Origin of the sequence: Bacillus sp. IBL03825 (genome assembly GCF_024712505.1) — a bacterium.
Taxonomy (GTDB): domain Bacteria; phylum Bacillota; class Bacilli; order Bacillales; family Bacillaceae_G; genus Bacillus_A; species Bacillus_A wiedmannii.
In genome coordinates, this window is record NZ_JAMXKE010000001.1 from 1,057,339 (window position 1) to 1,079,149 (window position 21,811).

Sequence of the window (21,811 nt, forward strand, 5' to 3'; positions counted from 1 at the left end):
TAAGTACGAGCAAAATGCACAAAATTTTCGCTCTGGGGTATTTGCTTTTCTTAGCTTGATAGCAATGTGTTGGTGTTAGAAAAACAATGAAATTTGCTACACTACAAAAATTACCCTTAGCAATACTTAATGTTTTGAATGCATCAAACTTTTTGCTTTTAAGTATAGAATCACTCTTTTTATACACGCACTCGCCGCAATAAGGAAAAAAATACCATTCGTTACTAAGCCTAGCGCATACTGACTTGAACCTTTAAAAATATACGTTACGATAAAACGTAAAATAAATACAACAACCCATATACCTAAGGCGATATAAGAACTTTTAGCATAAACCTTCCCATTACTTTTATCGATTCGTATTATAGTTGTAGAACCACGCACAGCTCCTACAATTCCTCCAAGAGCAAGTAATACTACAAATAAACCAGTTTCGATTAATGTGAGATCATTAAATACATGAGTAAATGTATAGTATGCGATTAATACAGGAGCAATCCACATTCGTTGAAATTTCAATTCCCTTTCTTTTAGTTGAAGGAGAATTATAAGAATTAAAATAATAAGACCAGTTGTATTATCCATGCTATACTCTCTTTCTTTTTTATTATGATCTGTTTAATTTCAATTAGAAAAACACTATGTTAATTTAAAATTTTATTCTTTTTACTACATACAGCAGATATCACTTTACAATTTTTTTTCGAATTGCCATTACAGCTGCTTGTGTACGATCTGTTACATCTAGTTTTTGAAGAATATTGTGGATATGAGTTTTGACTGTCCCTTCGGAAACATAAAGGATTTTAGCTATTTCATGGTTTTGTTTTCCATAAGCTAATAATTGTAAAACATCAATCTCCCGCTTAGTTAGAGTTTCCGTATGTTCAAGTTCTTCGCTAACTAAATTATAATCATTATTATCGTGTTTTATAAATTGTGTAAAAGCTTGATTTGCTGTCGTGCTATTATAAATCATTGCCCCTTTATTCATAGATCGAATACTATCTAACATTTCCTCCGTTTCAGTATCTTTTAATATATAACCCACTGCACCAGCTCGAATACCGTCTAAGACATACTGTTGTACATCAAAAGTCGTCAATAGAACAACTTTTGTATTTGGTAATATACTCATAATGTTTTGGGTAGCCATAATACCTGATAAATCAGGCATTTGAATGTCCATAATTACCATATCTGGTGCAGTTTCTAAGGCAACTTTAATTGCTTCCTTCCCATCTTTACATTCCCCAACTATCTCCATATCATCTTGCATTTCAATAATATAGCATAGGCCTTTTCGAACAAATGGTTCATCATCAGCTAGCACAATACGAATCTTTTCTGTCATATTTCTCCTCCATTTTTCTGAATTGGAATAGTGGCTTCAACTCGAAGTCCTTTTGGTTCATTTAGAAAAAAGGAACAATTACCTCCAACTGATTTACAGCGTTTTATCATACCATTGAGTCCAAAGCCATATTCTAATGGCTTATCCCCTGTATATATACCATTATCATCAATTGTGAGTTTTACTACTCCGTCTATTTCTGTTACGTTTACAATAACAGAATCTGCATTAGAATGTCGTAAGACATTAGTTAAAGACTCTTGTAGAATGCGATACAGAATTGTACTTTCCTCCATCGTCCACTCTGTTATATTTCCAGCTTGAATGAACTCAATTTGTAATAAAGAATTCGCTTGAACCTGTGAAATCAATCCTTTTAATGAAGTAAGCCCGAGATCTTTTTCATCACTTGTCCATTCTCTAACAGCAACTCGGATTTCTTCCATTCCTTTTCGTGCCACCTTTAAAAGTTCTTCAACATGAACTTGGGCAGCAACAGGATCTTTCCTTAACATAATCTTAAGAGCCTGTAATTGAATAATAAGTGAGGTCATTTGATGTCCAAGTCCATCATGAATCTCTCTTGCTAATTTTGTTCTTTCCGTAAAAGCTGCATATCGCATAGAAAATACCGTTGTTTCTTGTAGTTCAGCATGTGCTTCGTCTAATTCTTTTAGTTGTTTTTGATTTTTTTGATATGCGTCTCTTAGCTTGGATGTACTTCGGATCGAGACATAGAGGCCGATAATAATTAATGTTTCTTGATAAGGAAACGTATTCGCATGTATAAATAGAATAATAACTATCCCTGTTATAGCAACTAAAATTGTCGTTACTCGTGTCCACTTTGGTTCTGCAGCGGCAAGAAAAACTATGAGTGGCCATAACGCATAATTCGGAAAATTTGGATGAGAAAAATATAATACACATGATATGCTTATTAATATACTCGTAAATAAAGCGTACTTCCTTGCATTCCACCAAGATTTTGGTGAATACAACATCCATAGATAAATTGTTACAAAAACGCTACAAACCCATATTGCAAAGGTACCATGAGGTGCGAAACCTTGATAAAAAAATACGCATAATAAGATGATTCCTATCGCATTTCCTGCATGACTATCAATAATTTTTAAAAATACTTTTTCCATGTACTTATTCCCTCCCAACCTTACTGTTTAGTTTCTATATTTTTTGGCTATAGATGAATATCAATTTCTTAATTTAAAGGCTGGAAATTTACAACTCCCAATTATAATAGTTCATAGATGAGTTAAATTCCTTTAATGCATATCATCTAAAATCTGAAATTAAAAGAATAATGAAGTAGTTAGTATAGTGTGTTTGTTTTACCTACTTCATTATGCAAAAGAAGTTGTTTTTCTTAACCTATTTCTTTAATTTGTTTTAGATTTTTTCTATATCTTTGTATCCTAATCACAATTCCAATAGTACGAATAACTACCATCGCAATTGTAAAAAATACGAAAGCAGGGGCTATAACATTAAAATCCAAATGATTCGATACCATGAAATCTACAAATTGTTGTGGATACCAGTCTGTCGCTACATAAGCTAATACGACACGCCATCCAAGTCCAATAATCCATAAACATAAATAAGGAATACCAGCAGTTACGTACGCTTTATTGTCAGAACCATATTCTACTTTCACTGTAAAAAGCATTAGCCCTCCCATGATCATGCCGACCATTGTCATGATTATGAGTGCGGTCATATTTGAACCTGAGGTAGGTATTTCCTCGACGAATAAATAAACACTTATACCACAAAGAATAAATGGCAATACAGCCTTTGTGGTTGTAAATACTTTCCTTCCGATTTGTGTTAATAATACAATTGTTAAAAATGCACCAATCATTATCCAAGCTTGAGTATTCAAATTAAACCCCCCATAAAGTATAAATTTATTGTTTATTTGCTTACTTACTGGAGGATTGTAACATCCCTAATATTTTAGAACATCTATCTGAAAGATGATTTTTTTGAATACCCTCTATCTATAGATAGAGTTTTTTATGATTCTTTTGTGAAAAAAGCCACTTGAATATATATAACTGGATATATGGGACGCATTGAAAAAACACTGTTTATCCTAGACTATATTTCTAGCGAAACTTTACGCTGGCAAATTGAAATTTTGTTCAAAACATGGAAATCTTTCTTTCAAATTCACAAGTGTAAAGAAATTAAGAAAGAACGCTTAGAATGCCATTTATATGGGCAACTTATTAGCATTTTACTCTGTACATCTACCATGTTTAAAATGCGTCAGTTACTCTTGAATAAGAAAAAGAAAGAGTTAAGTGAATACAAATCCATTTATATGATAAAGAATTATTATCTATTGTTTTACCAAGAATTATCAAAGATTTTCCTACGTCTGTTCAATCTTTTAGAGAAAAACGGACGGAAATCTCACCGTTACGAAAAGAAAACAGTCTTTGATATCCTAGGCGTTATGTATGAGTGTACGTTGTTAAAGAGTTTCAAAGTTGCATAATATTTTTCAAAACACCCTTTTGGTAGGTTTATTTGTTATGCATATTTTTAGTGTAGCCGTAGAAATTTCAAAAAAATACACTCACATATACCCTCTTGATATCCTTAGCTTGATGGGCATGTGGTGCTACCCCAATATACACTTTTTATAATGACATTGGATACTCTTCAACAACAATCCCAAAAGGTACACCTTTTGATACACGCTCCCATCCACAGTAAAAACATATATTCCTATAGATTTGATACAAAACATTATTCAATATTTGTAAATCCTAGTTGAACTTTTAATCAGAGAAAAAGGCATCCTTCTAATTTTCATTCGACAAAATATGACAATATACAAATAACTTGTTTGCTACCATGAGATAAGAAATCTTACATTTTAACAACCGAAAGAAGTAATTACATGCAAATATTAATGTCATTATTCTTTATAGCTACAGTCGTTTCTTTTATATTAATGACTAAAGCTTCTAAGAAAAACCAAAGTAAAAAGAGGTATTTCATTTCCGGATTAGCATGCTTTGTGTTAATGATGATTTTTTACGCACTGTCTCCGAAAGAAGAAATCAATAAAAATGAAGCTAAAATCGCTAACACTGAGGTGAAAAAAGAAGATACACCTAAAGAAGGTGCTTCTAAACAAAAAGAAGAACAACAAAAAGCTGATGAGCTGAAAAAATTAGAAGAGAATCGTAAAAAAGAAGAGGAAGCCTATTTTTATAATAGGTGGTTTAATTTTAATTGCTTTTGGAGTTATGGGATGGAATAAGTATTCGGATTACAAATACGAAAAAGAACGTGCGCAAATTCATGCAGATTACGAAAAAGAACTTATAGAAATGGAAAAAGAACAAGCCAAACAGCTAGCTGCCGAAGAGAGTAGGTTAGAAAAGATAGAAGAACAAAATCGAAAAGAAGAAGCTAGACAGCGGCGTATGATGGATACTTTCAATAATTTACGTCGCGGTATGTCTTACGAAGAAGTTGCAGCAGCATTCGGTGAAGAAGGAGATTTAAAAAAACAAGGTACATATAGTAATGAATGGAAAGATTATATAAAGAATCATCCCTCTTATTTTTGGAACTATGACAGTATGTACAATATAGATTTTGTTCACTTTTACGATACATTTATGAAACATTCGTATGTTACGTTATATAAGTCCTTTTTTGAATCATTTTCATTCTGTCAAAAAGTCCTAGTCCCCTCTAGGGCTTTTTACGTTTAGATAAAGAAATGTACCGTATTTCTCAATGCACAACATTACTTAACATGGTAAAATAATAATTGGATGGGAGTCCAATACATATTATTAAAATTAAAGTGGTTCAAGTCGGAGGAAGGCACCTTAGGGTGTCTTTTCTTTATGGAAAAATCCCTACATAAAATGTAGAGATTTCAGAATATAAGCGGGGAAATTCCTCTTCCCTTTATGGGGAATCTGACACACTCCCTATCATTTTTGGAGGTCTTTTTTACTTAATTTAATTTTTTTAAAAAGTAGTTGACTACAAAAATATCTTTATGATATTATTAAATATTTGATAAAAAAACACATATATGTTAAAGTTAAGAAGGTTACCATATATGGAGGTGGATTATATGTTTCAAATTGGCGATAACATTGTTTATCCAATGCACGGAGCAGGTATAATTGAAGCCATAGAAGAAAAAGAATTCTCAGGAAAAAAACAACAGTATTATGTTATAAAAATGTCAATCAGTAATATGAAAGTCATGATTCCTATGGGGAAAATATTAAGTTCGAGTATACGCCCGGTTACTGATATACTTGCATTAAAACACATTATACACATTTTTCAGCATGGAGAATCAGATAGATTATTAACGTGGAAACAAAGGTATAAAGTGAACACGGACAAAATAAAAACGGGTGAAATACAAGAAGGTGCTGAAGTTGTACGTGATTTAATGCGTATGAAGAAAGAAAAGGCACTTAATACAAGCGAAAAAACAATGTTGGATAACGCACATGAATTTTTGATTAGTGAACTAGGATTAATTAAAGGGATCACTGAAAATCAAATAAAAAGTTTCTGTTAGGATTCATTATAGATAATGTATTACATCCCCCGAAAATATCCTGAATTTTTCGGGAATATGATGATTATTAAAAGTAAATCATTTCAAAGACATTCAACTTCTTCAACTCACTTTTAGAGTAGGAACCTCTTTTGTTATTACTTCAATCTAATCCATTTTTATTTTTAAATTTCTTTTACGAACATTCGAAGTTTCATCAAATAACTCGATTAAATAGTCACTTGATTTTTGCAATCCTGATTCACACTGGCACGGACAAGGATCCGTAAGGATGAAAGAGAGGTAGGGCTTTCATTGTTTTAGGTAATATATTATCTAGGTCATTATTTCTAGAAGAAAAAACAATCGATCTCACCGCTATCTCTTTAAGAATTCCTTATATCTACTGAGACAGTGAATAGGTAATTGTTTATCTCTTCTTTACGTAAAATTGATAAACGAACTGGTAACACCATATGGTCAACTACAAAAAAATGGTTTCCAGACCAGGAAACCATTTTTAACTTCATTTACATAACAATAATAAATTAAGCAGTAAAAAGGAGTACACACATGAAAAAAATGTTAACAAAAGAATTAAGTAATGAATTAAAGAAGCGGGAAGGGATCATTTCTATTACAGTTGAGCCTTATGAAAAAATCGAAGTTGGTGGCATTCGTGTAGATGGACCAGCTGTTATTCTAATTAATCAAGAATAGTTGAATGCATGAAGAAAAGGATCAACCTTTAAAAGAAGGGAGGATCCTTTTTGTTTGCTACTTTTATCTGATGTGTTGGAGTTAAAACGGAAGGAGAGGGTCGGGATTATCATGGTGGAAAGCTTAATATTGGTAGGATTTCTTTTTACGTTATATAAATTAGTTGATAAAAAAATAAGCTGATTATTTAAAAAGATATATTCTTTCCCTTTTAAGGGCGAGATTTATTTGATAGTGAAATGGATAATGTAAAGGAGGAATTTAGATGGATGCAAGGAAAGAACGCATAAAATACAAGAAGATGTCAAAGAACTATGAACATATTTATTTAGTTTCGTTACTACTACTAATTGTACTTGTTTGTAGTAGTGTGGTTATCATAGGAGCGACAGGGGGAACATATGGAGTGTTTTTGTTGTTAGCAATTTTACTTAACGCACGTATTACGAAAGAATCTCAAAAAAAGTATGAGCACTATTCTAATAAAGGGCGTATTTAAAATGATACATAGCCTGAAAGGAACAACCTAGATGTACATGCAAAGTATCCCTATATCATTACCTATTAACTAGTAAAAAAAGAATCGTATATAAATAATTTAGGAATAGAAAACGTAACTTATTAAAATGTTATTTTCGTTCATATAATGAATTATCCTTCTAGCATATTTATAGATTTATATCATATAGTAAGAGAAAGAAGTCTTATAGAATGAGTTATTTGGAGGGAAATGACTTTAGTGAACAAAATATGGTAAGTGTACCCAATCCCTTAATTTGATTTATAACAGATTGGCGTCATAGACGACCAAATAAAAACACAGTGTTTTATCTCTGTGTTTCTTCAAATTTCCGTTTTTGAATATATGCTTGGGCATGAATAAGTTCTTCCTGAAGTTCTTTTAATTCTTTTATAGATTCTGATTCAATAGCGATGTAAGTAATAACTAAACTGATCATCATATCCATCTTGTCTACTATATTTTGAATGACCTGTTCAGAATGCTCTTTTTTAGGGTGTTGTATTGCCTTTAATACATTTTCCATATAATTGTTTTTTCTTTGCTGGATATCATAAATAAACTGTTTTGTGTTTGAGTTCATTTGTTGTTCCTCCGTTTTGGATATACTTCTATTCTATCATATTTGAATAGAAAATATTGGATTCCCTTAAATTCACACCTGTCTCGTACATCTCCTCAAATATACAAACTAATTCCTTAACTTACAGGGAACAAATCAAAAGGTGTCAATTTTATGTCTAAACATACAATTTTCTTTTTTAGGTATAGTGCCCCCATGCCCATCAACTTAAGAAAAATAAACACCCCCAAAACCAAAAAGAGATGACTTTTCCAAATAACTAACTGCAGAGCAAGAAAATTTTCATTTTGGGGGTACTTCAAAACCTTAGCTTGATAGCGATGGGGTACCGTCAGGAAAATGCGGAATAAACATGGTGCACCTGGAAGAAAATTTTAATATAAGATAATATTAAAATTTATTATTTTTACAAACCTTAAGTTATAATTAAACTATAACTAAAAATTCAAAATGAACATTCATAACATAGTTTTTTTATTATTCATCAAATTTCTCAAAACTCTACAATAAAATATAAAGGACTTAACATCTATGACTAATTTACATAATCAAAGTCTAATTTCATGGAAGCAATTTATTTTAGGATCACTATTAATATCTTTTTTTGCACCAATGATTTTGGGAATTTCATTAAAAATAGTATTCTCATCACATGCAATTAAACAATCATTCAATAATTCTAGTTTGGAGATATTGGAAAATTTTTCATTAGATTTCGCTATACTTTTAGTTACCCTTTACTTTATTTTTAAATATAACCCTTTTTATAATCTAATATTATCTACACTTAACATTAAATCCCTAAATCAAGGTAAGACATATTTATATATTTTGATCGCAAATATAAGTACCATTCTATTGGCTAATGCAACCAATCTCATCTCAAATGATTCTGCAAATATACAAGCAACAAATTTAGGGATAGAAACATTACCCGAACAATCTTTCACAATATACATGATTGCTATATTATCAATTGTATTATTGGGACCTGTTTTTGAAGAAATCTTTTATCGTGGGATTATTCTTAGATTTTTAGAAATCAGGTATTCTTTTTTTACTGGGTTAATTATATCCAGTTTATTATTTGGTTTAGCCCATGACTATGACTTTGTATTCATTATTTTTGCAACCTTATCAGGGATAATTGATGGGTTACTTTATAAAAGAACTAACTCTATAATCCCAGGAATAATTGGACATATAACTTACAACTTATATACATTTATATAATCGTAATGAAGGAATTGAAGAAAGGCACCTTTGGGTGTCTTTTCTTTATGCATTAGGGGTCACCATACATGCCCATAAACTTAAGAGATTTTAATACTCTTAAGTACTAAAAAACGTTATTCTTTCTAAACAAGCTAGATTAGAAAGGATGACGTTTTCTTATGAATCTCTCGATTCAAGATGAACTACAACCATTTGCGGAAGAATTACAGCGATATGTTACACCTGTATTTTTAGAAGAACTAGCAAAAGAACTTGGGTTTGTAAAACGAAAACGCAAGTTTTCTGGCTCAGACTTAGCTACTATTTGTATTTGGGTGAGTCAACGGGTGGCAAGTGCTCCCTTAGTTCGATTATGTAGTAGGCTTCATGCAGCGACAGGCACTCTACTCAGCCCTGAGGGCTTAAATAAACGCTTAAATACAAAAGCAGTTTTGTTTTTACAACATATTTTTTCTTTACTGTTACAACAAAAAGTATGTGAACAAACGCAAATTTCTAACCATTTCTTCTCTTATTTCCAACGAATTCGTATCCTAGATGCCACCGTATTTCAAGTGCCAAATGCTTTAGAGAATGTATATCCAGGCTCTGGAGGATGTGCTCAAAAAGCTGGAATCAAAATCCAATTAGAATATGATCTACACAGTGGGGAATTTCTTAACTTTCAAGTTGGACCAGGAAAAAATAATGACAAAACATTTGGTACGGAGTGCTTAGATACCTTACAACCAGGAGATTTATGTATTCGTGATTTGGGTTATTTTTCATTGGAAGACTTAGATCAAATGGATCAACGCGGTACATACTATATTTCTCGTTTGAAATTAAATACAAATGTATATGTGAAAAATCCAGACCCAGAATACTTTAAAAATGGTGCAATGAAGAAACAATCGGAATACATACAAATCGATGTGAAACAAATTTTAAACCAACTACAACCTGGAGAAACATTGGAATTAAAAAATGCTTATATTGGTGATAAACAACAACTGTTCGCACGTGTTATTTTTAATCGATTAACAGAAAAACAACTTCAAAAACGACGAGCGAAAATTTCGGAAAAAGAAAAATCCCAAAATAGATCGTACTCGGAGAAAAGTAAAATGGTAGCGGGATTAAACGTGTACGTGACGAATACACCTTGGGAATGGGTTCCGATGGAACAGGTACATGAGTTATATACTTTGCGTTGGCAAATAGAGATTGTCTTTAAAACGTGGAAATCACTCTTCAAAATAGACCATTATCGTAATGTAAAACAGGAACGATTAGAGTGCCAATTATATGGAAAGCTAATCGCTATTTTCCTTTGCTCCTCTACTATGTTTAAAATGCGCCAACTTCTTTTGCAAAAGAAGAAAAGAGAATTAAGCGAATATAAAGCGATAGGAATGGTCCAAGATTATCTATATCTTTTGTATCATGCTATACAGAAAGACACCCAAGAAATAACAAAGATTCTAATCCGTCTATTCCACCTACTACAGAAAAATGGGCGGAAATCTCATCGATATGAGAAGAAAACAGTCTTTGATATTATGGGTGTTGTCTATGAGTATAGTGGACTTAGAAAACAAAAGAAAGCTGCATAATCTTTAAAAATGATACCTACCTAGGTTTATTTGGCATGCTCATTTTTAAGAATAAAAAGTGTTTCAAGAGTGTTGTAGTTTATTTGAACGAAAGTTTATCTTGTTTCCGTTCTTAAGTTGATGGGTATGTATAGTGCCCCCTATTATATAATTTCACGTACTATATCAGATGTGTAAAATCTAATTCTTCAATAAGGGGTAGCACCACATCACCATCAAGCTAAGAAAAGCAAATACCCGAAAATGAGAAAATTGACGTCTCCAGATTAAAACGTACAATTTTCTCGTTTTGGGGGTATTTTAAAATTTCAACTTGATGATGGGGTATGCCCTACTAAACATAAAGTTCGATTCTCTTTTTATCACTTTTTTTAAAAGTACTCGCTGCAATTGTTTTTCCTATTTTTAATTTTTACTAAACAAAGATAACATTATAGCTTTAACTCTTTAAACACTTTGTTACCTGTATACTAATTTTAGTAAGATATTCCTCCTTATTATTAGTTCTTAATGGATTGTAGAAGTAATCTTCATAGGCATTTCCTTCAATAACATAGCCCTCTGATTTGATAAATTCCGTGATATTGTGGTATGCGGATTCAATATCTTTATAAGATCCTTGGTGATAATATATGACATAAATTCCTCCTGGTTTTGATTGACCTGTTTCTAAATCACTATAACAAAATAAGTGATCTACCTCCTCATATCTTTCTTGAATCAGGCTCTCTCTTGTTATCACAGATCCAATAGGAGCAGGAACAAACAAGCCTATTTGCTTGCTAAAATGTTTTACCCAATCGAAATCGGTCATGCTATTTTTCGAATTTACATCGCTTAAGAAAATAGATTTTTTCTGTGTCTTTTGGATATAAACCTTCCCAACTTCAACGTTTTTTCTTTCTTCTTCCATTGAAATAATACCCTTAAAGAAACGACGAATTTGAATTAATTTCTCAATTTCTTCTTCCACCAGAACTGTCTGCTGTTTTGCCATTTCAACAAGTTTGTAAGTGTTGGGAGAATTAAGATATTCTTTTAGTTCCTCAATCGAAACTCCCACTTTCCGAAGAGATTGGAGTGTTGAGAATGTATTAATTTGATCGTAGGTATAATATCGATAACCATTGGGAAGTTTACCGGCAGGTTTAAAAAGATTGATTCTATCATAATAAAACAAGGTGTCTTTTTTCACCCCAAAATAACTAGCAAATTCTCCTGTACTTAAGGTTTTAAGGTTTTTTCTCTCCAAGTTAAAAACTCCTCTTGACTATAGACTAACTCCACACTTCATACTAGCATAAGCAAACGCATGTTAATACAGGAGGTTTTTATTATGGATTATTTTCACCCCCTCGTCTGGCAGCTGCTCGGTGGTACGACCTTCGCCCGCACAGCTAGCTTTATGACGATACCATTTTTAGCACTTTATTTACAAAATGATTTACATGCCTCACCAATTATGATTGGTTTAGCAGTCGGTATTTCACAATTGACTGCGACATTTGGTGGCTTCTTCGGTGGTTTCTTTACTGACCGGTTTGGCCGAAAAAAAATTATCATCATATCGATGTTCTGTTGGAGTATAGTCTTTTATGGCTTTGCATTCGCAAACTCTGTTTGGATATTCGTTCTATGCAATGCTCTCAACGGTATCTGTCGTGCATTTTTTGAACCAGCTTCACAAGCTTTGATGATTGACTATACTGACGAAGATAGGCGTCGTCGCCTATTTTCAATTCGATATACTGCCATCAATTTATCAGCTGTGATCGGCCTTTTGCTCGGTATTGTCATTTCAAAAGCATCATCAATAAGTTTTCCATTCCTTATTACTGCAACGATGTACTTATTGTATGCGATTTTCTTAGTCATCACTTTACGACGTATAGAGGAGCAGAATACGGTCAATGTTACGCAAGATATTGGCGACTTGATGCGTGTTCTTTTACAAGATAGCACACTTATGTTGCTCATTATTGCGAGTGTTATTTGCAATTTCGTATATATGCAAACAGAGGCAACAATGCCACAATTGCTTAATTTAACTATGGCAGACGGAGTAGCATTATATTCAGTTCTAATTGTGATTAATGCTGCAACAATCGTAATTCTTCAATTGCCACTCGGCATTTTAAGCGAAAAAGTAGCAATCAAAACAAGTCTTATTTTCGGGGGCGGACTATTAGCACTTGGTATGTTAATCTTCCACTTCGCTGATAATTGGACACTTTTTATTGTCGGTATGGTTGTGTTCTCACTTGGTGAAATTTTTGTTTTCCCAATGACGAGTGCTATAGTCGAAATGATTGCACCCGCGCATCAAAAAGCAACATATCTTGGTTTTATGCAATTTCAAAACTTAGGTGGCTTCTTAGGCCCAGTGCTTGGTGGCTGGTTGATTATCCATTTTGCACCACAATTGTATTTGGTGATGGTTAGCCTATGCTTAGTAGTTATTATTTGCTACATAGCAGCTTTACGTGGCAAATCATTTCGAATGTCTTAATACAAATAAAAACTGTGACTACATGAGGTACGGTCACATTACCATAAAGCTAAGGTTTCACACTATTCATTAAGCAAAAAAGACGTTATTCTTACTGTAGAATTATAGGAAAGGATGGCGTTTTTTGTATGTCTAATTCTGTATCTGACGACTTACAATTATTTGCACAGGAGATAAAGAGTCTTTTATCCCCAAATACCTTACAGAATCTAGCTAGAGATGTTGGATTTGTACAGCGAACAAGTAAGTATCAAGCACAAGAGTTAGTAGCTTTATGCGTATGGCTAAGCCAAAGTGTAGCAAAAACTTCCTTAACCCAGTTATGTAGTTGTTTAGAAGTATCAACAGAAGTACTCATCAGTCCTGAAGGACTAAATCAAAGATTTAACGCCGCAGCCGTCCAGTTTCTACAACAAGTTTTAGCCAAACTTCTAAACCAAAAGTTATCTTCAGCTAAGCTAATTTCTTCTCCATATACTTCTATTTTCAAGCGTATTCGTATCTTAGATTCAACTGCATTTCAACTCCCGGATGTATTTTCATCGGTTTATCCAGGTGCAGGAGGATGCAGCCATACAGCTGGGATAAAAATTCAGCTTGAGTATGATTTGTTAAGCGGACAGTTCCTACATATTCATACAGGTCCAGGTAAACAACATGATCGCACTTACGGCTCTCTGTGTGCCCCAACTGTGGCAGCGAATGATTTATGTATCCGAGATTTAGGTTATTTTCATTTAAAAGACCTTCAATATATACAAGATCAAGAGGCCTACTATATTTCTCGTATCAAGTCGAATACACGTATTTATCAAAAAAATCCTAACCCTGATTATTTTCAAGATGGAAGAATTAAGAAAGGTACAGAGTATATACAGTTAGATATGGAGACGGTAATGAACTCCCTTCAGCCAGGACAAACATGGGAAATAGCTAATGCTTATGTAGGAATGATTGATAAAGTGTCAGCTCGTGTAATTGTCCATCGATTAACAAAACAACAGCAACAAAAACGATTACAAGATCAAGCTGTAAGAGAAAAAAAGAAAGGAATGAAGTATTCTCCTCGTAGTAAACGACTCAGTGGTATCAATGTATATATGACAAACACTTCTACAGATATTGTCCCGATGGGACAGGTACATGACTGGTATTCTTTGCGTTGGCAAATCGAAATTTTATTTAAAACGTGGAAGTCATTCTTTCAAATCCATCATTGTAAAAAGATAAAATCAGAACGATTGGAGTGCCATTTATATGGCCAATTGATTGCCATTCTACTCTGTTCTTCTATCATGTTTCAAATGCGCCAATTGCTCCTCATGAAGAAAAAACGAGAGCTTAGTGAGTATAAAGCCATATATATGATTAAAGACTATTTTCTTCTTCTATTCCAAACTATACAAAAAAACACCCAAGAGCTATCAAAGGTGTTACTCCGCCTGTTCAATCTCCTACAGCAAAACGGGCGGAAATCTCATCGATATGAGAAAAAAACGGTCTTTGATATATTAGGTGTCGTTTACAATTGTACCATGTCTGATAATCAAGCCGCTTAATTCAAAAAAGTGAAACCCGTTAGGGTTTATTTCGTATGCAAATCTTTCAATCACCTACACTTGCCCTTTAGAAAAAGAAACAATCTCGCCTAAAATTGACTTTGCATAAGCTTAGCTTGATAGCGATGGGGTAGCACCAAAAGAACTCGATACAAATAAAAACAAAAAGGAAGACAAAGTTCGTCCTATTTTCTTAATGCGGTTATATCAAAAAAGTTAGCTATATATATTTAATGTGAAAGTAAAAGGTTAAAGGTCTTCGTAATGTTTGGGTGAAAAAAGAGTTATCTATGTAATTAATTTGAGTACTTTAAGAAAGAGGGCTTTTTCCTAAAGTATTCAAAGGATGATAGTCCAATAGCAGGTGGGAGATGAAACTCGTTTTAGCACTGTATTAACACCTTAAAATGTAGATAGGGGAAAATAATGTAAAAAAACTATTGTATGTATAAAAACCTTATGTTACATTTATGTTACAGGGGAGTTACGAAAGGTAACTTATATTACAGTTTGTTTTCTTTTGTTTTTCGGTATGTTACGAATTGTGGTTCGTATCCAATCAACCAAGAATATGTAAAGCTGAAAAAATAGCAAACTAAAAATAGTTTTTCTATGTGTATAAGAGTGTGTGTAGTAAAGAGCCTGGTGAGAACTTTACGCACATGATTAAAATTCCTTTCTGTCTTAAAAGAAGAAAACCAACTATTTAGGAGTTTTAAGTAATGATAGTAAATGAAATGTACTTCCTTTCCCACACACAAAGTACATCTTTATTTTCAGTCTAATTACTACACAGACCTTTATACATATGAAGTTATTGTTTTAGGAACATATAGGGGGAGAAAGAATGAAGAAGTTATTAACGGTAATTGGAATTACATTTTTAATGTTAGCTGGATGTAGTAATGGAGATTTTGAAAAAGAAATGGATGCAGGGAAGACCGCGTTAACGAATAAAGAATATAAAAATGCCTTATCATCATTTGAAAAAGCGCTAGATGAGAAACAAGACGATTCAGATGTAATGGTGCTTGTAGAACAAACGAAAATAATGATTGAAGCAGTGAAGTTAAAAGAAGAAACAAAGGTAGAAGAATCAATCAAGTCATTTGAAAAAGTAGAGAACATGAAGGATGGGAATAATACACTTATAAAGCAGGCAAAGGAAGAACGAACAGCATTACTAGCTGTATTAGAACAAAAAAAGAAGTATAGTGAGCAATTGGCGAAAAGTGAAGAGTTAATAAGTAAGAAAAATTATGCAGAAGCGAAAGAGATAGTAAATAAGCTAGTTGCAGAAACAAAAGATAACAAGAATCTTGAAGAATATAATAAAAAAGCGGTAGGATTAGTTACTAAAATGAATGAAGAGGAAAAAACTGCAAAGAGTGAAGCGGCAGCGAAGGCACAAAAAACAAATGTAGTAACGAATCAAAAAGTAGCAACAGAAAAGACTCAAAAAACTGAGGCAGAAAAGAACCAAAAAGTAGAGACAGGAAAGAATCAAAATGCATTTACTTTTGAGAAAGCGAAAGAATATATTAAAAATGAATATAAAGAAGAATATGATTACACGCTAGAGAATACGCAAGTAGAGAATGGAAAGAAGTATTATCAAATTAGAGTGCGTACGACATATAAAATAGAAGGCGCAGCTGGAGCAGGATTTACTGGCGTATTCAAAGTATTCGAAGATGGTACAATTATTGAAATGCAATAAATCGATGAAAAAGGTATCCTCAAAGTATGTGAGGGTACCTTTTTTAGCATAAAAAAAGGCATCTAGCAAAAGTACTAGATGCAAATAAAAACACAAGGGAAGACAAATTTCTTCCCGTTTCCCGTATGTAATTATATCAAAAAATATATAAAAAACTAGCTTTATTTTTTATATATTTGATGTGTAAAGCTATGAAACGATAAGATTACACTGTTTTCATAGTGTTTTATTAAAAAAGGAGCTGTGTATATGATTAATTTTAAACCAGAAAATTTGAACCAATTATTAAAAGTGATGTTAATTAGTGCGAATAAGTCTTATGATGCGATTAAAGATTATGAATTTACAGGAGAAGCAGTAGTATTCCGTGTAGACTTCGGATATATTGACGTTTCTTTAATGATTGTAGATATGTTAGGAAGATCAGCTTCTAAATTTACCATCTTGCCATATGTCCGTCCGAATACGAATGAAATAGATTACATTCAGTTTCAAGTGTATTCAATTAATGAAGGGAATTTTAAAGAAATGATGGATACGATATAAAAACTATAATTTTACAAATATGTATATACCAACTAATATATAATTAATAAATTCATATAATTGGAGTGATGAAATGCAACCGTTAGAAAGGGAGATTCATTCTAATATGCTGAAAGTGTGGCGAATCCACGCTTTAATTGGGGCGGCAGTTATACTAGCAGTCGTAATTGCATATTTCTTTTTTATGATCAATTTTAATTGGTGGGGCTGGTTGTTTGGCTTGCTAGTAACAGGAGCTATTACATTTATCCCGCTTGATTATTTTGTGTTTCCAAATTTACGTCAACGTTATTATAGTTACAGATTAAATGAAGAAGAGATTGAGATTCAAAAGGGAATGTTCGTTGTAAAACGCGTACTTATTCCGATGATGCGTGTGCAGCACGTAACGATTGAACAGGGCCCAATTATGAGAAAGTATAATTTAGCAGAATTACATATTTCAACAGCGGCAACTTCTCATAGTATTCCAGGCTTAACGAAGGAAGAAGCAGAGCAGCTGAAAAGACAAATTGGAGAACTTGCGAAAGTGAGTGATGAGGATGCATAAGAGGCAACATCCGATTACGATTTTATTCGGGATTCGAATTGCGGGTTTATTGCCTTTTATTTTTCTTGTTCTATTTCAATCAGATGGCCAAGTAAAACCTTGGTATGTCTTTCATCTTGTTCTTTTGGCCATATTATTTATTATGGCAATTTTCTCAGCGATAAAATGGTATTTCAAAGTGTACTGGGTTGAAAATAATATTGTACATATAAAGCATGGTGTGTTCGTTAAGAAGGAAAGCTACTTAAATAAAGAACGTGTGCAAAATATTAGTACGTCTTCTAACATCATTTATCAAGTGCTCGGACTGACGAAATTAAATATAGAAGTAGCGGGCGGCGGTAGTGAGCCAGAAGTGATGTTAGCTGGTATTAAAGAAGATGAAGCGAAGGAACTGATTGCTTTATTAAATAAAAAAAGAAGCGCTGCGAGTGAAGAAGTACCCATGCCAGAAGAAAGTAAGACGATTTATCAGTTAACGATGAAAGAGATTTTAGCAGCTTCCATTACGTCTGGTAGATTCGGATTAGTTTTTTCAGGATTACTTCTTATTTACACAGAGTTTAATCAATTTCTTCCAGAATGGCTCATAAATAAAGTGGAAGCGTATGTGATGGATAACGGTGTATATGAATTAATCGTTATGGCCGCGATTTTAATGGCGGTTTCGTGGGTCGTTTCGACAGCTGGCTATGCGTTAAAATATGCGAACTTTAAAATTGAGCGAAACAGAAATGAAATTCGCATCGTGCAAGGGTTATTTGATAAGAAAGAGTTTGTTTTAAAATTACATCGCATTCAAGCAATTACGGTGAAAGAAGGAATTCTCCGCGAGTCTTTCGGTTATTGCTCTGTCGAAGTAGAAGTTATTCAAAGTATAGAAGCAGCTGGAAATGAAGTGATGTTACATCCTTTTATGAAAAAGAAAGATGTCCAGCAGTTACTTACATATTTGCAGTTACCGTATGAAATGGAAGAGGAAATCGTTCATTTACCGAAGGCTGCATTACGTCGTTACGTCATAATGGGCTGGATTACAAGTGCTATGCTCGCACTGCCAATCATCGGTGCGAGTATATATTTCAAACAAAATAATGCGTTATTCACGCTAATACCACTATTTATCGCATTTACGTTACTTGCATACGCTCGGTATAAAAGTGGCGGATATTTGATACGAGACAATCAATTAGTCATGGTATACCGCGGCCTTGCCAAATATACAGGAATCATACGAAAAAGGCATGTTCAAGCAGTAGGGTACAATCAATCGTATTTTCAAAAGAAAGACGAGTTATGTACAGCTGCCGTATCAGTAGCGGGGCATAGATATAAAGTGAAGCATATGCGAAAAGAAGACGCGCTTCGCATATATAATTGGTATAAAGAAAAAGGAAACACCGGTGCGTAATGGTGTTTCCTTTTTTTGTGTTGTGGTTTGTCGATAAGTCGATAAGTCGATATATTTCAAAAATTGCTGATATATTTCGAGTTGCGCCGATATATTCGAAAAATCGTCGATATAATTTCATGTACCGCAACCTTGGAGAAACGATAGTACAAAACCCCTTAAACTAGCACATCAAAAGTAGTCACAAATGATGGACGAGAGAAAATACTTTTCTGCTGTTCCGCATGTGGATGCGCCTGAGCCTGAGCTTGTCCTTCTGCTTGTGCAGGGCGTTTTTTATGAGCGTTTTCGAATGAACGTGATTCTGTCCAGTCTTTAAAGTTTTGCTCCGTTTCCCACATCGTTAAGATGACATATGTATCGTTACTTAATGGGCGTAGAACGCGGATCACTTGGAATCCTGGTTCGTTTTCGATAAGGCCTGCGCGGTTTTTGAATCGATTTTCAAATACTGGGCGACCTTCGTCTGTGACAGAAATGTTGTTACAAACGATGTAGCCAGGTTGTCCTTTAAATTCACCAACAGCGTCTAGTACGTCATACTGAAGAGAACCTTCTACAGATTCTTCTGTATTTTCTTTATAAAACATATCTTTTTCATTATTTTTTGCAGTGAAATGTGCTTGTTCTAGAGGTGTTTCGTATGAAATAATAGCCTTCATTTTAATGCCCCCTTTAATTGTTTGTTTCTATTATATCAACTCTCGTAAAAAACTTCGAAGATTATATACATAAAGATACTTCTTTTTCAAATAATAAATGTACCATCATTTGGAAAGAAGGCCGATGTATGAAGAAAGTAAAGTGGACTTTATTAGGTGGGTTAGCAACGCTCGTATTAGCGATTGTATTTTATAAACTTATTGTGTTAGCTGGTGGCTATATGACGGATGAAAAGCAACTCGTTTTTCACTCTTCATCACGTATCGTTGACCAGAAAGGGAAAGAAATTACGAAATTATACGTAGAAAATAGAGATCTCGTACCAATCGAGCAAATTCCAAAATACGTGCAGCAGTCGTTTATTGCGGTGGAAGATTCTCGTTTTTATGAGCATCAAGGAATTGATTACCCGTCTATATTCCGGGCTCTTTATAAAGATACGTTAGCTGGAGAAAAGGTCGAAGGTGGTAGTACGATTACACAGCAACTCGCTAAAAACGTTTTTTTAACTCGTGAAAAAACAGTTACGCGTAAATTGAAGGAAGTCGCAATTTCCCTTCAATTAGAGCAAAAATATACGAAGCAACAAATTCTTGAAATGTATATGAATCATATTTATTTTGGCCATGGGGCATACGGTATTCAAGCAGCAGCAAAGTTGTATTTTAATAAAAGTGTAGAAGATTTAACAGTAGAAGAAGGAGCAATGCTTGCAGGTCTTCCGAAGTCACCAAACGGATATTCACCTTATTTCTCTCCAGAGAAGAGTAAGGAGCGCCGTGATCTCGTATTGTCACTGATGCATAAACAAGGCTATTTGACTGCCGAAGAGAGCGTACGTTATCAAGGAAAGACCATTGCTCTTTACAAAAACCTAGACGAGAATGAACTCGCATATATGCCGTATATTGATATGGTCATAGATGAAGCAGCACGTTTATACGGGTTATCTCATCAAGAAGTACTCCGAGGAGGATATACGTTTGTCGTTCCGATGGATGAAAAGATTCAAAAGGTAGCGTATAACCAGTTTCAAGATGCGAGGAATTTCCCTGGTAAAGAAGAGGGGGCGCAAGGTGCTTTTTTATTAATGGATAATCGTACGGGCGGAATTAAAGCAGCGATTGGGGGAAGAAAGTATGTCCCGAGAGGCTTTAATCGTGTTTTTGCAAAAAGACAGCCGGGATCTGTGCTAAAACCACTTATTGTCTATGGACCAGCACTCGAAACGAAAAAATATAATCCGTATTCTTTATTAAAGAATGAAAAAACTTCTTTTGAAGGTTATGAACCTCGAAATTACAATCGTCAATATACGAAAGAAATGACGATGTATGATGCGATTTTAGAGTCAGCAAATGTACCGGCAGTTTCTTTATTAAATGAGCTAGGGGTAGAAGAAGGAAAGCAATATTTAGAGAAAGGCAATGTTCCTATTGCGGATGCTGGTTTAAGTACAGCGCTTGGCGGATTGAAAAATGGTGTTTCAACATTTGACCTTGTGAAAATGTATCGTGCATTTTTAGCAAATGGCGCTATTATTGAGCCGCACGTTATAGAAAAGGTGTTAAATAGACACGGCACAGTCATTGGAGAATCGCCAAAAGTAGAAACGAAAATTTTCTCGAAACAAACGGCATGGTATATGACGAAAATGTTAGAAGGGGTTGTGAAGGAAGGGACAGCGAAAGCAGGCATATATAGCGGTGCATTAGCTGGGAAAACAGGTACAACTTCCTTACCAAATGACGATAATGGAGCTAGAGATATGTGGTTCGTTGGCTATACGCCAAATTTAGTAGGTGCTGTTTGGATTGGTTATGACCGTACGGATAAAGAGCATCAGTTGCAAGGAGAAAGTGCGTCAGCAACGAAATTGTTTAAGAAAATTTTAACGAAGGCAAATGTAGAACAGAAAGAGCAGTTTATGAAACCAGAAGGTGTGGAAACAATCGGTACTCCGATTCGTTTGCGCAAGATTGAAGATGTGAAAGTGAAATTAGCGTTTAGCCCTTTCGGTTTATTTAAAGCGAAATTAAGCTGGACACCACTTCCAGATGAAAGAATTATGTATCGCATTTATAGAGTGGAAAATGGAGTCCATACGCATGTAGGCACTGTAAATGGTGCCGGGGAATATGAGGAAAAGTTCGTTAACATCTTTTCAAAACCGAGTTTTTACGTTGTACCATATAACACACAAACGAATCGCGAAGGAGAAAAGTCAAAAGTAGCTAAACCATAGTTTTTCTCTGTGCTATAATAAGAA

21 protein-coding genes and 1 pseudogene are annotated in these 21,811 nt (G+C 33.9%); 15 read left to right on the top strand and 7 right to left on the bottom strand.

The window, feature by feature from the left end; all coding sequences use genetic code 11:
* Nucleotides 1-126 precede the first annotated feature (126 nt).
* The 4 genes from NHG49_RS05525 to NHG49_RS05540 all read right to left on the bottom strand — a co-directional run bounded on the left by NHG49_RS05525 (nt 127) and on the right by NHG49_RS05540 (nt 3,260).
* The gene (locus NHG49_RS05525) at nt 127-585 is read right to left on the bottom strand and encodes a CcdC protein domain-containing protein (RefSeq protein ID WP_258125600.1); all 459 of its coding nucleotides are present in this window, start codon (nt 583-585) and stop codon (nt 127-129) included.
* A gap of 100 nt (nt 586-685) precedes the next feature.
* The gene (locus tag NHG49_RS05530; protein WP_064476893.1) at nt 686-1,354 is read right to left on the bottom strand and encodes a response regulator; all 669 of its coding nucleotides are present in this window, start codon (nt 1,352-1,354) and stop codon (nt 686-688) included.
* Nucleotides 1,351-2,508 carry a sensor histidine kinase gene (locus NHG49_RS05535; protein ID WP_064476892.1) on the bottom strand — a complete coding sequence of 386 codons (1,158 nt, stop codon included), beginning with the start codon at nt 2,506-2,508 and terminating at the stop codon, nt 1,351-1,353. Before NHG49_RS05535 ends, NHG49_RS05530 begins: the two co-directional genes overlap by 4 nt.
* 233 nt (nt 2,509-2,741) lie before the next feature.
* Nucleotides 2,742-3,260, bottom strand: a complete 519-nt coding sequence (locus NHG49_RS05540) for a hypothetical protein (RefSeq protein WP_064476891.1) — start codon at nt 3,258-3,260, stop codon at nt 2,742-2,744.
* Between the two features lie 234 nt (nt 3,261-3,494).
* Between NHG49_RS05540 and NHG49_RS05545 the strand changes: the two are divergent.
* The 6 genes and pseudogenes from NHG49_RS05545 to NHG49_RS05570 form a co-directional block, all read left to right on the top strand.
* Nucleotides 3,495-3,881 (top strand): annotated as a pseudogene (locus tag NHG49_RS05545) (transposase); the annotation flags it as partial.
* A 408-nt stretch (nt 3,882-4,289) separates the two neighbouring features.
* Nucleotides 4,290-4,655: a hypothetical protein gene (locus tag NHG49_RS05550; protein ID WP_098103606.1), complete on the top strand. Its 366-nt coding sequence runs from the start codon at nt 4,290-4,292 to the stop codon at nt 4,653-4,655.
* The gene (locus NHG49_RS05555) at nt 4,642-5,115 is read left to right on the top strand and encodes a hypothetical protein (protein ID WP_098103607.1); all 474 of its coding nucleotides are present in this window, start codon (nt 4,642-4,644) and stop codon (nt 5,113-5,115) included. The genes NHG49_RS05550 and NHG49_RS05555 overlap by 14 nt, the downstream gene beginning before the upstream one ends.
* Before the next feature lie 374 nt (nt 5,116-5,489).
* Nucleotides 5,490-5,951, top strand: coding sequence for a CarD family transcriptional regulator (locus tag NHG49_RS05560; protein WP_000486311.1), 462 nt, complete (start codon nt 5,490-5,492; stop codon nt 5,949-5,951).
* A gap of 552 nt (nt 5,952-6,503) precedes the next feature.
* Complete coding sequence (locus NHG49_RS05565; RefSeq protein ID WP_000738547.1) at nt 6,504-6,650, top strand: BC1881 family protein; 147 nt, start codon at nt 6,504-6,506, stop codon at nt 6,648-6,650.
* A gap of 265 nt (nt 6,651-6,915) precedes the next feature.
* Nucleotides 6,916-7,149: a hypothetical protein gene (locus NHG49_RS05570; protein ID WP_000340042.1), complete on the top strand. Its 234-nt coding sequence runs from the start codon at nt 6,916-6,918 to the stop codon at nt 7,147-7,149.
* Nucleotides 7,150-7,477: 328 nt separating this feature from the next.
* On the opposite strand, the gene NHG49_RS05575 is transcribed toward NHG49_RS05570, so the two are convergent.
* A complete protein-coding gene (locus tag NHG49_RS05575) occupies nt 7,478-7,753 on the bottom strand; it encodes a hypothetical protein (RefSeq protein WP_064476888.1) in 276 nt (91 codons plus the stop codon).
* A 531-nt stretch (nt 7,754-8,284) separates the two neighbouring features.
* Between NHG49_RS05575 and NHG49_RS05580 the strand changes: the two genes are divergently transcribed.
* Both NHG49_RS05580 and NHG49_RS05585 read left to right on the top strand, forming a co-directional pair.
* Nucleotides 8,285-8,986: a CPBP family intramembrane glutamic endopeptidase gene (locus NHG49_RS05580; protein WP_047956565.1), complete on the top strand. Its 702-nt coding sequence runs from the start codon at nt 8,285-8,287 to the stop codon at nt 8,984-8,986.
* 161 nt (nt 8,987-9,147) lie between these two features.
* Entirely contained in the window at nt 9,148-10,584 is a 1,437-nt protein-coding gene (locus tag NHG49_RS05585) for an IS4 family transposase (RefSeq protein WP_154131705.1), read from the top strand.
* A 439-nt stretch (nt 10,585-11,023) separates the two neighbouring features.
* On the opposite strand, the gene NHG49_RS05590 is transcribed toward NHG49_RS05585, so the two are convergent.
* On the bottom strand, nt 11,024-11,836 hold the full coding sequence (locus NHG49_RS05590) for a MerR family transcriptional regulator (protein ID WP_000440177.1): 813 nt from the start codon (nt 11,834-11,836) through the stop codon (nt 11,024-11,026).
* Between the two features lie 84 nt (nt 11,837-11,920).
* On the opposite strand from NHG49_RS05590, the gene NHG49_RS05595 reads away from it, so the two are divergent.
* The 6 genes from NHG49_RS05595 to NHG49_RS05620 all read left to right on the top strand — a co-directional run bounded on the left by NHG49_RS05595 (nt 11,921) and on the right by NHG49_RS05620 (nt 18,879).
* The gene (locus NHG49_RS05595) at nt 11,921-13,093 is read left to right on the top strand and encodes an MDR family MFS transporter (protein WP_000384374.1); all 1,173 of its coding nucleotides are present in this window, start codon (nt 11,921-11,923) and stop codon (nt 13,091-13,093) included.
* Between the two features lie 128 nt (nt 13,094-13,221).
* On the top strand, nt 13,222-14,652 hold the full coding sequence (locus tag NHG49_RS05600; RefSeq protein WP_000072035.1) for an IS4 family transposase: 1,431 nt from the start codon (nt 13,222-13,224) through the stop codon (nt 14,650-14,652).
* 847 nt (nt 14,653-15,499) lie between these two features.
* The gene (locus NHG49_RS05605) at nt 15,500-16,372 is read left to right on the top strand and encodes a COG3014 family protein (RefSeq protein ID WP_098111602.1); all 873 of its coding nucleotides are present in this window, start codon (nt 15,500-15,502) and stop codon (nt 16,370-16,372) included.
* 249 nt (nt 16,373-16,621) lie between these two features.
* On the top strand, nt 16,622-16,918 hold the full coding sequence (locus NHG49_RS05610) for a protoporphyrinogen oxidase (protein WP_103655563.1): 297 nt from the start codon (nt 16,622-16,624) through the stop codon (nt 16,916-16,918).
* 73 nt (nt 16,919-16,991) lie between these two features.
* Nucleotides 16,992-17,468, top strand: a complete 477-nt coding sequence (locus tag NHG49_RS05615; RefSeq protein ID WP_098573187.1) for a PH domain-containing protein — start codon at nt 16,992-16,994, stop codon at nt 17,466-17,468.
* Nucleotides 17,461-18,879, top strand: a complete 1,419-nt coding sequence (locus tag NHG49_RS05620; protein WP_258125602.1) for a PH domain-containing protein — start codon at nt 17,461-17,463, stop codon at nt 18,877-18,879. The genes NHG49_RS05615 and NHG49_RS05620 overlap by 8 nt, the downstream gene beginning before the upstream one ends.
* 158 nt (nt 18,880-19,037) lie before the next feature.
* Here NHG49_RS05620 and hmoB read toward each other — a convergent pair whose 3' ends face one another.
* Entirely contained in the window at nt 19,038-19,541 is a 504-nt protein-coding gene (gene hmoB / locus NHG49_RS05625) for a heme-degrading monooxygenase HmoB (protein WP_088047876.1), read from the bottom strand.
* Nucleotides 19,542-19,669: 128 nt separating this feature from the next.
* On the opposite strand from hmoB, the gene NHG49_RS05630 reads away from it, so the two are divergent.
* Nucleotides 19,670-21,787: a transglycosylase domain-containing protein gene (locus NHG49_RS05630; RefSeq protein ID WP_064476883.1), complete on the top strand. Its 2,118-nt coding sequence runs from the start codon at nt 19,670-19,672 to the stop codon at nt 21,785-21,787.
* The last annotated feature ends 24 nt before the right edge of the window (nt 21,788-21,811 follow it).